The organism is Cryobacterium sp. TMT4-10, assembly GCF_004403275.1.
In the GTDB taxonomy this organism is placed as follows: Bacteria; Actinomycetota; Actinomycetes; order Actinomycetales; family Microbacteriaceae; genus Cryobacterium; species Cryobacterium shii.
The window spans coordinates 42,344-55,968 of sequence record NZ_SOGU01000025.1 but is presented as its reverse complement, the minus strand read 5'-3'; the positions used below and the strand labels follow the sequence as shown (position 1 = coordinate 55,968).

General features: G+C 70.4%; 16 protein-coding genes. 7 read left to right on the top strand and 9 right to left on the bottom strand.

All coding sequences use genetic code 11. The features are described from left to right. Positions 1-957, top strand: a 957-nt coding sequence (locus E3T42_RS16615; RefSeq protein ID WP_166789191.1) for an NAD(P)/FAD-dependent oxidoreductase, incomplete at its 5' end; no start/stop codon positions are given. Between the two features lie 19 nt (positions 958-976). On the opposite strand, the gene E3T42_RS03215 is transcribed toward E3T42_RS16615, so the two are convergent. The 8 genes from E3T42_RS03215 to idi are packed head-to-tail and all read right to left on the bottom strand — an operon-like array spanning position 977 to position 7,041. Then, positions 977-1,381, bottom strand: coding sequence for an RNA-binding S4 domain-containing protein (locus E3T42_RS03215; protein WP_134367472.1), 405 nt, complete (start codon positions 1,379-1,381; stop codon positions 977-979). Positions 1,382-1,403: 22 nt separating this feature from the next. Next, positions 1,404-2,306, bottom strand: a complete 903-nt coding sequence (locus E3T42_RS03210) for a prenyltransferase (protein ID WP_134367470.1) — start codon at positions 2,304-2,306, stop codon at positions 1,404-1,406. Then, the gene (locus tag E3T42_RS03205; protein ID WP_134367468.1) at positions 2,299-2,619 is read right to left on the bottom strand and encodes a lycopene cyclase domain-containing protein; all 321 of its coding nucleotides are present in this window, start codon (positions 2,617-2,619) and stop codon (positions 2,299-2,301) included. The genes E3T42_RS03210 and E3T42_RS03205 overlap by 8 nt, the downstream gene beginning before the upstream one ends. Further along, complete coding sequence (locus E3T42_RS03200) at positions 2,616-2,975, bottom strand: lycopene cyclase domain-containing protein (RefSeq protein ID WP_134367466.1); 360 nt, start codon at positions 2,973-2,975, stop codon at positions 2,616-2,618. Before E3T42_RS03200 ends, E3T42_RS03205 begins: the two co-directional genes overlap by 4 nt. A gap of 2 nt (positions 2,976-2,977) precedes the next feature. Next, the gene (gene crtI, locus E3T42_RS03195) at positions 2,978-4,609 is read right to left on the bottom strand and encodes a phytoene desaturase family protein (RefSeq protein WP_134402438.1); all 1,632 of its coding nucleotides are present in this window, start codon (positions 4,607-4,609) and stop codon (positions 2,978-2,980) included. Then, positions 4,606-5,499, bottom strand: a complete 894-nt coding sequence (locus E3T42_RS03190; RefSeq protein WP_134367462.1) for a squalene/phytoene synthase family protein — start codon at positions 5,497-5,499, stop codon at positions 4,606-4,608. Before E3T42_RS03190 ends, crtI begins: the two co-directional genes overlap by 4 nt. Further along, the gene (locus tag E3T42_RS03185) at positions 5,496-6,539 is read right to left on the bottom strand and encodes a polyprenyl synthetase family protein (RefSeq protein ID WP_134402437.1); all 1,044 of its coding nucleotides are present in this window, start codon (positions 6,537-6,539) and stop codon (positions 5,496-5,498) included. Before E3T42_RS03185 ends, E3T42_RS03190 begins: the two co-directional genes overlap by 4 nt. Continuing rightward, positions 6,532-7,041: an isopentenyl-diphosphate Delta-isomerase gene (idi, locus tag E3T42_RS03180; protein WP_370261585.1), complete on the bottom strand. Its 510-nt coding sequence runs from the start codon at positions 7,039-7,041 to the stop codon at positions 6,532-6,534. Before idi ends, E3T42_RS03185 begins: the two co-directional genes overlap by 8 nt. Before the next feature lie 183 nt (positions 7,042-7,224). Here idi and E3T42_RS03175 point away from each other — a divergent pair, with 183 nt between their 5' ends. Together E3T42_RS03175 and E3T42_RS03170 are read left to right on the top strand one after the other, a co-directional pair. Then, on the top strand, positions 7,225-7,752 hold the full coding sequence (locus E3T42_RS03175; RefSeq protein WP_134367456.1) for an adenine phosphoribosyltransferase: 528 nt from the start codon (positions 7,225-7,227) through the stop codon (positions 7,750-7,752). Positions 7,753-7,884: 132 nt separating this feature from the next. Continuing rightward, a complete protein-coding gene (locus tag E3T42_RS03170) occupies positions 7,885-8,334 on the top strand; it encodes an NUDIX hydrolase (RefSeq protein WP_134367455.1) in 450 nt (149 codons plus the stop codon). A gap of 6 nt (positions 8,335-8,340) precedes the next feature. Here the strand turns inward: E3T42_RS03170 and E3T42_RS03165 are convergent, their stop codons facing one another. Next, on the bottom strand, positions 8,341-10,809 hold the full coding sequence (locus E3T42_RS03165; protein ID WP_134402435.1) for an ATP-dependent DNA ligase: 2,469 nt from the start codon (positions 10,807-10,809) through the stop codon (positions 8,341-8,343). Between the two features lie 82 nt (positions 10,810-10,891). Here E3T42_RS03165 and E3T42_RS03160 point away from each other — a divergent pair, with 82 nt between their 5' ends. The 4 genes from E3T42_RS03160 (at position 10,892) to E3T42_RS03145 (ending at position 13,614) form a co-directional block, all read left to right on the top strand. After that, on the top strand, positions 10,892-11,752 hold the full coding sequence (locus E3T42_RS03160; RefSeq protein WP_134367451.1) for a Ku protein: 861 nt from the start codon (positions 10,892-10,894) through the stop codon (positions 11,750-11,752). A 47-nt stretch (positions 11,753-11,799) separates the two neighbouring features. Next, on the top strand, positions 11,800-12,417 hold the full coding sequence (locus E3T42_RS03155) for a CDP-alcohol phosphatidyltransferase family protein (RefSeq protein WP_255572881.1): 618 nt from the start codon (positions 11,800-11,802) through the stop codon (positions 12,415-12,417). An 85-nt stretch (positions 12,418-12,502) separates the two neighbouring features. Further along, positions 12,503-12,916 carry an FHA domain-containing protein gene (locus E3T42_RS03150; RefSeq protein WP_134367520.1) on the top strand — a complete coding sequence of 138 codons (414 nt, stop codon included), beginning with the start codon at positions 12,503-12,505 and terminating at the stop codon, positions 12,914-12,916. Beyond that, positions 12,916-13,614 (top strand): MerR family transcriptional regulator, encoded by a 699-nt coding sequence (locus tag E3T42_RS03145; RefSeq protein ID WP_134367449.1) that lies wholly within the window; start codon positions 12,916-12,918, stop codon positions 13,612-13,614. The genes E3T42_RS03150 and E3T42_RS03145 overlap by 1 nt, the downstream gene beginning before the upstream one ends. Positions 13,615-13,625: the final 11 nt, after the last annotated feature.

The window sequence follows — 13,625 nt, the reverse complement described above, 5'->3', positions numbered from 1 at the left end:
GCGGCGCTCTTCGCCGGCGTGGCCGCCCACACCCCCGGCCGGCAGCCGTCCCCGGCCTCGGCGGGCGCGGGGCTGCTGCTCGCCGCGCACGCCCACGGCCGCGGCTGGGGGTACCCGGTCGGCGGTTCCCAGGCCATCGCCGACGCGCTCGTCGCCGATCTGCTCGCGCACGGCGGCAGCCTGCGGCTGGACACCGAGGTGCGTTCCCCGTCCGACCTGGAGCCCGCCCGGGTCACCCTGCTCGACACGTCGCCGGGCTTCCTCGCCCGGTTCGCCGGCCCCCGCCTGCCCGATCGGTACCGCCGGGCACTGGCGCGCTTCCGCTACGGCGCCGGGGTGGCGAAGGTCGACTTCGCCCTCTCCGGCCCGGTCCCGTGGACGAATCCGGATGTGGCCCGGTCGCCCACGGTGCACGTCGGCGGCACCCGGGCCGAGGTGGTCGGCGCCGAACGCGAGGTGGCCCGGGGGCGGTCGGCGGAGCATCCGTTCGTGCTGGTCACCCAGCCCAGCGTGCTCGATCCCACGCGGGCGCCGGCGGGCTGCCACGTGCTGTGGGCCTACGCCCACGTGCCGCCCGGCTCGGACGAGGACCTGACCGAGGCGATCGTGTTGCAGATCGAGCGCTTCGCGCCCGGATTCCGGGACACGATCCTGGCCAGCACCGCCCGGTCCGCCCGGGGGATGGCCGCGCAGGACCCGAACCTCGTCGGCGGCGACATCCTCGGCGGCGTGGTGTCGCTCCGCCAGCTCGTCAAACGCCCGGTGGTGTCATCCCGGCCCTGGCGGACGCCGGTCCCCGGCCTCTACCTCTGCTCGGCGTCGACCCCGCCCGGTCCCGCCGTGCACGGCATGAACGGATGGTACGCGGCCACCCTGGTCCTGCGGCACGAGTTCGGCCTCGACGCGTTCCCGTCGCTCGCGCCCGACAGCACGGCACCCGACAGCGCCCGCGCCTGAGCAGCGCCACGGCTCGGGGTCAGTCCTCATCCGTCTCGTACCGGGCCGGCTGTTCGGGTGCGCGGAGGCGGTCGATCTCCCGGCGTTCCCGCTTGGTCGGGCGCCCGGCGCCGCGATCGCGCATCGGGAGCAGCGCCACCTCCTCCCGGGGCGGGGGCGGCGGGGTCATGTCGACGAAGCACTCCGCCGCGACCGGCGCGCCGACGCGCTTGGTGACGATCTTCGCCACCACCAGCACCCGGTCGAAGCCGCTGCTGCGCACCCGCACCTCGTCGCCCACGCGCACGGGCTGGGCCGACTTGGCCCGTTCGCCGTTGACCTTGACGTGACCGGCCCGGCAGGCCGCGGTGGCCTGGGAGCGGGTCTTGAACATCCGCACGCCCCAGGTCCAGCTGTCGACGCGGGCTGAGCCCAGAGGTTCCATGCCTCGACTCTAGGCCAGGCGGCTAGAACGGTCCGAGCATCACCCAGGCGATGAGCAGCATCGTGACCAGGAAACCGGTCAGGAAGTTGAGCCAGAGAAACCGCTTCCAGCCCGCGTTCGCGGTCTCCGCGCGCTCGTCCGTGACCGAGCGGAACGGCCAGGCCGCACCGATGTACGGCAGCGCGAGCACCGCGCCGAGCAGTCCGGGCCAGCCGGTGAAGAGCATCAGCAGCCCGGCGAGGGCCCAGAACGCGATCGCCAGGCGAACGGTGCGCGCCGCGCCGAGTGCGGTCGCGATCGAGGCGATCCCGCCTTCCCGGTCCGGCACGATGTCCTGCACCGCGCCGAACGCGTGGCTCGCCATGCCCCAGAGGAAGAACGCGAGGAGCAGGGCCACCAGCCCGGGCGTGAAGACGGCGCCGGCCACGACCAGGCCGTAGACCGCGGGGCTGACGAAGTGCGTGCTCGACGTCGCCGAGTCGATGAACGGGCGTTCCTTGAACCGGAGGCCGGGCACCGAATAGGCGGCGACGGCGAAGAGGCTGATCGCGAGCACGAGCCAGGACAACGGATGCCCCGTGCCGGCCAGCAGGAGCATCGCCGCGAGCACGGGAACCGCGGTCACCACCCCGGCGACCAGCACCAGCCGGTGCAGGCCCGGGTCGAGCATGGCGCCCTCGACGCCGCCCTTGCGCGGGTTGCGGAGGTCGGACTCGTAGTCGAAGACGTCGTTGATGCCGTACATCAGCAGGTTGTAGGGAATCAGGAAGAACAGCGTTCCCACGATGAGCAGGGCGTCGACCCGGCCCGTGGTCACGATGTAGGCGGCCGCGAACGGGTAGGCCGTGTTGACCCAACTCAGCGGCCGCGACGAGAGCAACACCTGGCGGGTCTTCCACAGCGTGGGGGTGGGGGTCTCAGTCATCGGTCTCAGTCATTCGTTTTCTTTCCAGCAGCGCCCAGACCGCGGGCAGCAGGAGCGCTGCCCCCACAGGATAGGCGAAGTCTTCGATCGGGGCCACACCGATGCGCAGCCCGGAGATCCGGTTCGGATCGTAGTCGACCAGCCCGATCGCGATCATGATGTTGTCGAAAATGGCCGTCAGCACGATCACGACGGCCAGAGCTATCAGGGTGGCGGCGATCCCGCGCCGGGAGAGCGCGCCGCGGCGAACGGCCACGAGGTACACGGCCGCCGCGAGCACGAGGAAGACACTGTTCAGGAGCAGGTACGTCATCCGTGTGTCCCGTCGTCGACGCCGGGGCGGGCCGGCCGGGCGCCCCGCCGCCCCAGGAGGAGGCGCGCGCCCTGCACCGCGTTCAGGGTGAGGTAGCAGAGGAAGGTGAGGAAGACGAGTTCCTCCACCGGCAGCTCCGGGGCCAGCTGCAGGCCCGTCATCAGGTCGGTCTCGCCGCGATAGAAGATGCCCAGACCGATCCCGAAAAGGTCCCAGAGCAGGAAATACGCCACCCCCGCGCCGAGCACCACGGATGCCCGCACCGGGTTCTGCCAGAAGGACAGCCGGAAGCGCGCGTCGAGCAGCACCATCGCGCCCAGGCTCGCCAGCAGGGTCAGCAGGTAGGCGACCTGCACCGCTACCGGGCTTCCGGCCGGGCGTGCCGCACGGAGTTCGGCAGCGGTTTGTCGGGCAGCGGCTCCGGCAGCGGTCCGGTGGACGTGTCCGCGTTGATGCGTTTGAGCAGGATCTCAGCGCTGATCAGGCACATCGGAAGCCCGATACCCGGAATGGTGGTGCCGCCGGCGTAGAACAGGCCCTCGACCTTCGCGGAGGCGTTGGAGCCGCGCAGGAACGCGCTCTGACGCAGGGTGTGCGCCGGGCCAAGGGCCCCGCCGCGCCAGGAATTCAGGTCGTCGGCGAAGTCGCCGGGGCCCACGGTGCGGCGCACCACGATCCGATCGAACAGGTCGGGGATGCCGGCCCACTCGCTGAGCTGACGGATGGTGTCGTCCGCGATCTTCTCGATCGCCGGCGAACCGGCGCCGTTGATCCCGCCGTGGCCGAGGCCCGGGTCGGCGGGGATCGGCACCAGCAGGAACATGTTCGTGTGCCCCTCGGGGGCGACGCCCGGGTCGGTGGCGCTGGGCATGCACGCGTAGAAGGAGGCCGGCGAGGGCACGCTGGTCGTCTTGCCGAAAATGCGGCCGAAGTTCTCGGCCCAGTCCTCGGTGAAGAAGAGGGTGTGGTGCTTCAGCTCGGGAAGGTCGCCCCTGATCCCGAGCATCACCAGCACGGCGCCGGGTCCGGAGACCTTTTTGCGCCACCAGCTCTCCGGGTAGGTCCGGGAGGCGGCCGGGAGCAGCTCGGTTTCGGTGTGGTGCAGGTCGGCGGCCGAGACGACGGTGTCGGCGTCGAGGGTGACCAGGGTGCCGTCCTCCGTGCGGTAGCTGACGCCGGCGACGGCGGTCCCGGCGCCCGGGGTGGTGCGGATGGCCGTGACTCTCGCCCCGGTGATCACGGTCACGCCCTGGGCGCGGGCGATGTCGGCGATGCTGTCGATCAGCCGGGTGAACCCGCCCTGGGGATAGAGCACGCCGTCGGCCATGTCGAGGTGACTCATCAGGTGGTACATCGAGGGGGTCTGGTCCGGGGAGGAGCCGAGGAACACGGCCGGGTAGCCGAGGATCTGGCGCAGCCGGTTGTCCTTCACATAGCCGGCGGCGAACCGGTCCAGCGGCTGCAGGAGCAGGCGCGCCAGCCGACCGAGCCGGCGGAGGACATCCGGAACCAGCAGCGGCCGGAAGCTCGCGAAGCTCGTGTACAGGAAGCGCTTGACGGCCATGTCGTACGTCTCTTTGGCGGAAACGAGGTAGCGGTCGAGGGCGGCACCCGCGCCGGGTTCCAGGCTTTCGAACAGGGCGATGTTGTCGGCCCGCTCGGCCGCGATGTCCACCGGCTCGCGGGTGTTCTCGAAGAACACGCGGTAGCCGGGGTCCAGCCGGGTCAGGTCGAGCTGTTCGGCGGAGGACGTGCCGAACAGACGGTAGAAGTGGTCGAACACCTCCGGCATCAGGTACCACGACGGACCGGTTTCGAATCGGAACCCGTCCACCTCCCAGGAGCCGGCCCGGCCGCCGAGGGTCGCGTGCGCCTCGAGCAGGGTGACCCGGTGGCCGTCCCTGGCCAGCAGGGCGGCGCTGGCCAGCCCGGCGATGCCGCCGCCGATGACGACGGTGTGCCCAGCGGCGTGTCCAGCCGTGCTGCTCATCGCTTCCACGCTCCCGGGCCGAACGATGCGGCGAGTGCAATCATGATTTTCTCCGGATCCGGCACCCGTACCCGGGCGCTCATCAGTGCTCGCGCGGGGGTGACGCGCAGCTTCGCCGACAGGCGGGCGAAGAGGCGGTGTGCGGCGGCGACCGCGCGGCGGCTCCCCACCGGAAGCATGGGCAGCACGCGTGCGGCTGCGTCGAGGTCGGCGTCCATATCGTCGAGGAGCTCGTTCTTCTGTGTCTCGGTCAGGGTGAGCAGGTTCACGCCGGGGAAGTAGTTGCGTCCGAGGGCGTCCCGATCGGCGGCCAGGTCGCGCAGGAAATTGACCTTCTGGAACGCGGCGCCGAGGCTGCGGGCGCCGGTCTCGAGCACCTCGAGCTCGGCGGCCGTGCGCGGGGTGTCCTGAACGAAACAGCGCAGGCACATCAGCCCGATCACCTCGGCCGAACCGTAGATGTACTCCGCCACGCCGGCGGCATCGAACGGCGACGGGTCGAGGTCGCGGCGCATCGAGGCGAAGAAGGGCGCGGTCAGGCTCGTCCCGATCCCGGCCTCCCGGGCGGTCGCGGCGAAGGCGTGCACGACCAGATTGGTGCTGAAGCCCGTCTCGATGGCCCGGCCGGTCTCCCGTTCGAGCCCGTCCAGCAGCTCCCGCTGGCCGCCCACGCTGACCCCGGCCTGACTAGCGGCGCCGTCCACGATTTCGTCGGCGATCCTAACGAGGGCGTAGATGGTGCGCACCTGGCTTCGCACGCGCGGCTCCAGGAGCCGGGCCGCGAGGCCGAACGAGGTGGAGTAATGGCCGATAACCGTGGCCGAACTGGCCCGGGCGGCGGCGTTGTACTTGGCGATGCCGGTGTGCTCGGCGGGGGTGTCCCGGATCATCGGCTGCGATTCACTGCGGTGCCGGCCAGGGTGGTGAGCAGCGCCCGGAGCGCCGCCGGGATGGCGGGGGTGTCCAGCGCCCGGGCGGCGCGGTCGGCGTGGTCCGCGGCGAGCTCGGTCGCCGACTGCAGGGCGCCGCAGTCCCGGATGCTGGCACGAACGGCCTCGGCCTCCGCCTCGGTGAGGTCTGCCTTTCCGATGAAGGGGGCGATGCCGGTCCAGGCCGGTGTGGTGCCCGCATGGGCGATCAGGGCCGTCTGCTTGCCTTCACGCAGATCGGTGAGCACGCTCTTGCCGGTCACCGCCGGGTCCCCGAACACGCCGAGGATGTCGTCGGTGAGCTGGAAGGCCACCCCGATCAGCCGGCCAAACGCACCGAGGGCGTCGATCGCTTCGGCCGAGGCGCCGGCGAGGACCGCGCCGGCCTGCAGGGGTGCTTCGAAGGAGTACACGGCCGTCTTCTGCTCCAGCGTCGACACCACCCGGTCCACCGACAGGGGATGCTTCGAGGCGGTGTTGGTCACGTCCGCCAGCTCCCCGGCAGCGGACACGAACACGGCCCGGTCGAGAAGGTCGAGCAGTCGCCCGCGCAGTTCGAGCTCCACAGGAAGCAGGGCGAGGGCGCGGTGCGCTTCGCTGAGGGCCAGGTCGCCGGCCAGGATGGCGGCGGTCGCCGCCCAGGCATCCGCCTGGTCTTCGGCTCCGTGGGCGAGCGCCCGCTCGGCGAACGTGCCGGCGATGTTGGCCACGCCGCGTCGGGCCAGGTCCCGGTCGATCACGTCGTCGTGGATGACGAATGCGGTGTGCAGCAGCTCGAAGCTCACGGCGACGGGGGTGGCCAGGGTGAGGTCGGTGCCGCCGAGGCCCGAGAACGCGGCCAGCACGAGGGCGGGGCGCACCCGTTTTCCGCCCGTGCTGGCCCGCTCGAGGCAGTCCCAGAGGGCGACATAGTGGTCCCCGTAGTCACTGGCCCGCAGGCGTGCCGCCGCGAAGAAGCGTCCCAGTTCCGTTTCCACCCCGACGGTCTGGATTTCATGCATCGAAGCTCGTCAGTTCGGCCAGCTGCAGGCCGAGCCAGGGGCTGAAGGCCCAGGGGGCGTCGCGCACGGCACGCTGGAGGGTGGCAGGGTCGACCCAGGCGAACTCCATCACCTCGTCGGGGTTGGGAACCGGGTCGGCGTCCGCGCGGGCCAGGTAGACCGGGCAGATCTCGTTCTCGACGATGCCGCTGCTGTCGACGGCCCGGTAGCGGAAGTCCGGCAGTGTGACGGCCAGGTCCGTGACCTCGAGGCCGAGTTCGAAGCGGGCACGGCGCGTGATGGCCTCCGTCATCGGCTCGTCGGGCAGAGGGTGGCCGCAGAAGGAGTTGGTCCAGACGCCCGGCCAGGTCTTCTTGGCCAGGGCTCTCCGGGTGACGAGCACGTCGCCGGCCGGATTGAGCACGTGGCAGGAGAACGCGAGGTGCAACGCCGTGTTCGTGTCGTGCACGCTGAGCTTGGGGGCAGTGCCGATTTCATGCCCCGCTTCATCCAGCAGAACCACGAGTTCCTCTAGCACTTCGACCCCTGCATAGCTGCCCTTTCTGGCGTTCCAGCAAAGATACCGGAAAAAGTGTCTAACTTTGTTAGCTAAATCTGAGGCTAGCACGCAGCACCGTGCGGACGCGTCATCCGGGGGACTGGCGGGGCGGGTCAGGGCGAGCCGGAGAACGCTTAAACTGAGGGGGTGAACACCCCCGCAGCAGACCATGTGCACGCCCTCCTCGCCTCGTACCCCGATTTCCCGCAAGCGGGCATCCTGTTCCGCGACCTCAACCCGGTGTTCGCCGACGCCAAGGCGTTCCGGTCCCTGATCGACGAACTGGCCGGCCGGTTCGACGGCCAGTTCGACGCCGTCGCGGGCATTGAGGCTCGCGGCTTCCTGCTGGCCGCCGCCGTCGGCTACGCGGCGGATGTCGCCGTGCTCGCCGTGCGCAAGGGCGGCAAACTGCCCGGCTCGGTGCTGAGCGAGGAGTACGACCTGGAATACGGATCGGCGTGCCTCGAGCTCGAGATCGGCCAGCTGGCCGCCGGCTCGCGTGTGCTCGTCCTCGACGACGTCCTGGCCACCGGCGGAACCATCGCCGCCACCTCGCGCCTGGTCGAGCGGGCCGGTTACCACCTGGCCGGGGTCGGCGTCGTGCTCGAGCTGACCGACCTGGTCGGCCGGTCCCGCCTCGGCGACGCCCCCGTGCACGCCATCGTGGCCCTTTAGTAGTTCCCGTTCCGGTCGAGAGTGGCCGCTGTGCCGGGCACTCTCGACCGGAACGGGCACGGTCGCCCGACGACCGGGTGACACCGGGCAACACGAAGGGTTTTCACGGCCGGGGTGCCCCATGCTTGTGCCATGAGCAGTAACGGCGACAGGTGGGTGTACGGGCCCGATGGCGGCAAGTTCTGGGGGCTGTTCGGCGCTGCCGGCCTGCTGGTGCACCACCTCGAGCTGGGGGTGCTGCTGCAACACCGCGCTCTCTGGAGCCATCAAGGTGACACCTGGGGGCTGCCCGGGGGAGCGCGGCACGAACACGAGACCGCCCTCGAGGCGGCGCTGCGCGAGGCCGGGGAAGAGGCCGGCGTCCCGGCCGACCTGGTCACGGTGCAGTTCAGTTCGGTCCTGGACCTCGGGTTCTGGTCGTACACCACGGTGGTGGTCCGGGCCACGGAGCCCTTCGACCCGGTGATCAGCGACCAGGAGAGCATTGCGCTCCGCTGGGTCCCCACCGAACAGGTCGGGGATCTTCCGCTGCATCCGGGATTCGCCGCCAGCTGGCCCGCCCTGCGCGCCCGTCTCGCCTGAGCCGCGCTACGGCGCTTCCCTGACCACGTCCGCCGGCGTTTTGTCCGGGCGCCACCCGCGCCAGGACGGATGCCGGAGGCGGCCGGCCGCGGTCCAGTCCGCGAACTCGACCTCGCCGACGAGCACCGGACGAACCCAGCGGGCGTCCCGGGCGTCGGCGACGGGCACGTCCGCGAACGGGCCGTCCGCCGTTTCGAGGGGGTCCAGCCGGGCCCGGAGGTCGTCCAGGTCCCGGTCCCGGAAGCCCGTACCCACCCGGCCGATATAGCGAAGCCGGCCCCCATCCGGGATTCCCATCAGCAGAGACCCCGCCGAGCCCGACCGCCGGCCGTTGCCGGGCCGCCACCCGCCGATGACGACCTCCTGGCTGAGATGATGCCTGATCTTGATCCACGACCGGGAGCGGCGCCCGGCCTGGTAGCGGCCGTCGAGGGTCTTGGCGACCACGCCCTCCAGACCGAGGTTCCGGCTGGATCGCATGGCCTCGGCGGAGTCGCCGTCGAAAGCCGGCGGAACCTGCACCGCGCCGGTCACCTCCAGGATGTCCGCGAGGACGGCCCGGCGTACGGCGTAGGTGCGGTCCAGGAGCGGCTCCCCGTCGCGTTCGAGCACATCGAAGGCCATGAACCGCACCGGCGTCGCCGCGACGGCGGCGTCGATCTGGCGTCGGTCGGTCAGGCCCATCCGGGTCTGGAGCAGGCCGAAATCCGGCCGCCCGGCGCGGTCGAGGGCGACGATCTCCCCGTCGAGCACGGCCGAATCGGCCCGGAGGGCGCCGGGCAGCGTCGCCACCAGCTCCGGATAGGCCGGCGTGACGTCGTTGCCGTTTCGGGTCAGCAGGCGCACCTCCGCGGCGGGATCGTCCTCCGCCCGGACATAGGCCAGGGCACGGATCCCGTCCCACTTCATCTCGAAGGCCCAGGCGTCGTCCTCCGGCAGATCGGTCACCGAGCCGAGGGTGGCGAGCATGGGCCGGTAACGGATGCGCCGGTCGGCCCCGGCGGAGGAACCGACGCTCCCCGAACGCGCCGGCGGATACGACCCGGACGAGGGCCGGGGCTTCATCAGGTGGATCAGCCAGTTCTTGCCGCCGGTGCGGATCAGCGCGAACCGGGCCGATCCGTTCAATCCTCCGCGCGGCTCGCCGTTCAGGGTGGCGATCACCTCGTCGTCCCGCCATTTCTCCAGGTCGTACGCGCCTCGGTCCCAGATGCTGACCGTGCCGGCACCGTACTCACCTGCCGGGATGACGCCCTCGTACGCGCCGTATTCGAGCGGGTGGTCCTCCGTCCTGACGGCGAGCCGGTTCTTCGCCGGATCAGTCGGCACGCCGCGCGGCAGGGCCCAGGAGGCCAGCACCCCCTCGTGCTCGAGGCGCAGGTCGTAGTGCAGATTGCGGGCATGGTGCTCCTGGATCACGAAGGACCGGCCGTCGCCCGCCGTCACGACGCCGGCCGGCATCGGCTCCGGGGTCGTGGACGCGTCTCGCTTGCTGCGGTAGACGGCCAGGGCATCCGCCCCCGGCCCGCCGACGGCGGCGACACCGGCCGGGTCCCCGCCACCCGAGTGCGCGGTGAGCAGGCCGGCCAGCGGATCGCCCCCGCGCTCGACCCGGTGCATGGCCTGCCGAAAATCGACCTGCGCGAGGCCGGGGGAGGCCAGCTCGCGCCAGGTGCGGGGCATCGCGACCATGGGGCGCAGCGTCCCGCGCAGGGAATACGGCGTGATGGTCGTTTTGGAACTGTTGTTCTGGCTCCAGTCCACGAACACCCGGCCAGGGCGCTTCGCCTTCTGCATATCGCTGACCACCTGGTCCGGGTGGTCGGCCTCGAGTGCCCGCGCCAGTTCGTGGGCGACCTGCGAGACCTGCTCGGACGTGTGGCTCAGGTCCAGGGCCGCATACAGATGAATGCCCTTGCTTCCGCTGGTAACGGGCAGCGGGTCGAGACCCATGTCCCGCAGGATCGCCCGGGCCAGGCGGGCGACCTCCGCGCACTCGGACAGGCTCACCCCCTCGCCCGGGTCGAGGTCGAGCACGAGCCGGTCGGGATTGCGCGGACTGCCGTCCGGCCCGAACTGCCACTGCGGCACGTGGATCTCGAGGGCGGAGATCTGGCCCAGCCAGGTCAGCGTGGCCAGGTCGTTCACCAGCGGGTACTCGTTCACGTGGTGAGTGTGCTGCAGCCGGCCGCGCCTGACCCAATCCGGGGTGGAACTGTCGAGGTTTTTCTGGAAGAAGACGTGGCCCGGTCCCTCCGCGGTCCCGACGCCGTGCACCCACCGCTTGCGGGTGGCGGGCCGGTTGGCGGCGTGCGGGATCAGCACGTCGGCCACGGCGGCGTAGTAGCCGAGCACATCCGCTTTGGTCGTGCCCGTCTCCGGGTACAGCACCTTGTCGAGGTGGGTGAGCGTGATCCGGCGCCCCCCGACCATCACGACCTGCCTCGAACCCCCGTGTTCCGGCACCTCGCTCATGAGGTCAGCATGCTCTCCGGTCCCCGGCGCCGCTAGGCCGTGCAGGCTAGCCCCGGGCCCGTGACCGGTGTCTACTGAGGGAATGAGATCGTTCTGGAAAGGCGCGATCACCTTCGGACTCGTCAATGTGCCCGTCAAGGTGTACAGCGCGACCGAAGACCACGACGTGGCGCTGCACCAGGTGCACGACGCGGACGGCGGGCGCATCCGGTACCAGCGGCGGTGTGAGAAGTGCGGCCGCGTGGTCGACTACGCCCATATCGGCAAGGCCTGGGACAGCGGCGACAGGACGGTGATCATCTCGGATGAGGACCTGAGCCGGCTGCCGGCCGAGCGAAGCCACGAGATCGAGGTGGTCGAATTCGTGCCCAGCGAACAGCTCGACCCGATCATGTTCGAGCGCAGCTACTACCTCGAACCGGACGGGTCGTCGGCCAAGGCGTACGTGCTGCTGCGCCGGGCGCTCGAGGCCACGGATCGCACCGCGATCACGCGGTTCGCGCTGCGCCAGAAGACGCGCCTCGGGGCGCTCCGGGTGCGCGATGACGTCCTGCTGCTGCAATCACTGCTCTGGAGCGACGAGGTGAGGGACGCCCGCTTTCCCGCCCTCGACGAGCCGGTGCGCATCTCGGCCCAGGAACTCGAGCTCTCGGCCGCCCTCGTGGAATCGTTCGCCTCCGACTTCTCCCCGGAGGATTTCCGGGATGACTACCAGGACCAGCTGCGGGAACTCCTCGACGCGAAACTCGCGGCCGGGGACGCGGTGGACACCGAGGCCACCCTCGGCCGTCCGACCGGCGAGGAGGGCGGGGGAGAGGTCCTCGATCTGATGGAGGCCCTGCGCCGCAGCGTGGAGCGGAGCCGCAGCGGGCAGCAGGACCGTGGTTCGGAGCAGAAGAAGCCGGAACACGGACGGGCCCAAAAACGCGGGTCGGTCGGCTGACGGGATGGCGCAGACCGATCCGGCGGTGCCTCGGTAGACTCGGGATCGTGGCCGGGTCAGAGGGAACCAACGTCAGTACGAAGGTCATCACGCTGCCCAATCTGCTCAGCATGCTCCGACTGGCCCTGGTGCCGGTCTTCCTGGTCCTGCTGATCCAAGGTGAGGATGCCTGGGCTCTCCTCGTCCTGGCCGTCGCCAGCTTCACCGATTTCCTCGACGGTTTCCTGGCCAGGCGGTTCAGTCAGATCACCCGACTGGGACAACTGCTCGACCCCGCGGCCGACCGGTTGTACATCTTCGCCGCGCTGCTCGGGCTGGCCTCGCGCGACCTCGTGCCGTGGTGGATCGTGCTGGTCGTGGTGGGGCGGGACATCTTCCTGCTCGGGCTCGGCGTGATCCTGGCGAACTTCGGGTTCGGGCCCCTCCCGGTGCACCTGCTCGGCAAAGTGGCCACGTTCTGCCTCTTCTACGCCCTGCCCATGATCATGCTGGGCGAGGCCTTCCCGGCGGTGGCCTGGTGGTCGATGCCCGTGGGCTGGGCCTTCGGGCTGTGGGGAGCTTTTCTTTACTGGTGGGCGGGCATTATCTACGCAATCGAGACGGCCAGGGTGATTCGCCTTCCGCGGGTAAATCCGGCCCTCCGATCCGATACGCTGGAGGACTAGGAGGTGTACGGTGATTGATTCCAAAAAGACGAATGAACCCCAGCGCAAGGCTGCGCCGCAAAACTTTGCCAACACCGACACGACCATGACCTTCGGGCAGGAGTTCGCGGCGCAGTTGGCCGCGATCGACGGCGTAGTGACGGCCGAGGAGCAGGAAGCCATCGCGGCTCTGCCCTCAGGGTCCGCCCTGCTCGTGGTGCGTCGGGGTCCCAACGCCGGCGCGCGTTTCCTGCTGGACGCGGACGTGACGACGGTCGGTCGCCACCCCAACGCGGACATCTTCCTCGACGACGTCACCGTCTCGCGGCGGCATGCGGAATTCCTGCGGCACGGAACCGCCTTCGAGGTCAAGGACCTCGTCTCCCTCAACGGCACCTACTTCGACGGCGTGCGGATCGACTCCGCGCTGCTCCACGACGGAGCCGAAGTCCAGGTCGGCAAATTCCGCCTCACCTTCTACGCCTCCCGGCACGACCTCAAGCTCCTGGCGAGCGACTAGTGTCGGCGTCCTCCGCCCAGGCCAGAGCGCCGGGCGCGACGTCACTCTTGAGCATCGGACAGGTGCTGGCCCGGCTGACGCCGGAATTCCCGGACCTGACTCCGTCGAAGCTGCGGTTCCTCGAGGAACAGCGGCTGGTTTCGCCTGCCCGCACCGAATCCGGGTATCGCAAGTTCTGCGCGGGCGACCTGGATCGCCTCCGCCTGGTGCTCTCCATGCAACGGGACCACTACCTCCCGTTGAAGGTCATCCGCGCCTACCTCGACGATCTCGATGCCGGGCTGTCGCCGGTCCTCCCCGGCGGGGTGACGCCGGGCCCCTCGATGCTGACCACGGCGCGCCGGCTCAGCCGGGACGAGCTCGCTCGCGAGGCCGGGGCCTCCGCCTCCCTGCTCCACGACGCCGTGTCAGCGTCGATCATCCTGCCGGCCGACGTCTACGGCGACGATGCACTGAGTGTGCTCCGCGCCCTGGTGGAACTGCAACGCAGCGGCATCGAGCCTCGCCACCTCCGCAGTTTCCGCGGGGCGGCCGAACGCGAACTCGGCCTGATCGAGAGCGCCCTCGTTCCGCTGTCCCGTCGCAAGGACGCCTCCAGCCGCGCCAAGGCCGCCGAGATGGCGGTGGAAATCGCCGGACAGCTCGAGGTGATTCGCGGCAGCCTGATACGCTCCGCCCTGGGCCGACTGACCAAGTAAGTCCTACACTG

Bases quoted from the DNA above. Each gene is read 5' to 3' on its own strand.
- E3T42_RS03190 (WP_134367462.1), bottom strand. From the start codon at position 5,499: ATGATCCGGGACACCCCCGCCGAGCACACCGGCATCGCCAAGTACAAC.
- crtI (WP_134402438.1), bottom strand. From the start codon at position 4,609: ATGAGCAGCACGGCTGGACACGCCGCTGGGCACACCGTCGTCATCGGC.
- E3T42_RS03170 (WP_134367455.1), top strand. From the start codon at position 7,885: ATGAGCAGTAACGGCGACAGGTGGGTGTACGGGCCCGATGGCGGCAAG.
- E3T42_RS03150 (WP_134367520.1), top strand. From the start codon at position 12,503: ATGACCTTCGGGCAGGAGTTCGCGGCGCAGTTGGCCGCGATCGACGGC.
- E3T42_RS03165 (WP_134402435.1), bottom strand. From the start codon at position 10,809: ATGAGCGAGGTGCCGGAACACGGGGGTTCGAGGCAGGTCGTGATGGTC.
- E3T42_RS03160 (WP_134367451.1), top strand. From the start codon at position 10,892: ATGAGATCGTTCTGGAAAGGCGCGATCACCTTCGGACTCGTCAATGTG.
- E3T42_RS03215 (WP_134367472.1), bottom strand. From the start codon at position 1,381: ATGGAACCTCTGGGCTCAGCCCGCGTCGACAGCTGGACCTGGGGCGTG.
- E3T42_RS03210 (WP_134367470.1), bottom strand. From the start codon at position 2,306: ATGACTGAGACCCCCACCCCCACGCTGTGGAAGACCCGCCAGGTGTTG.
- E3T42_RS03185 (WP_134402437.1), bottom strand. From the start codon at position 6,539: ATGCATGAAATCCAGACCGTCGGGGTGGAAACGGAACTGGGACGCTTC.
- E3T42_RS03205 (WP_134367468.1), bottom strand. From the start codon at position 2,619: ATGACGTACCTGCTCCTGAACAGTGTCTTCCTCGTGCTCGCGGCGGCC.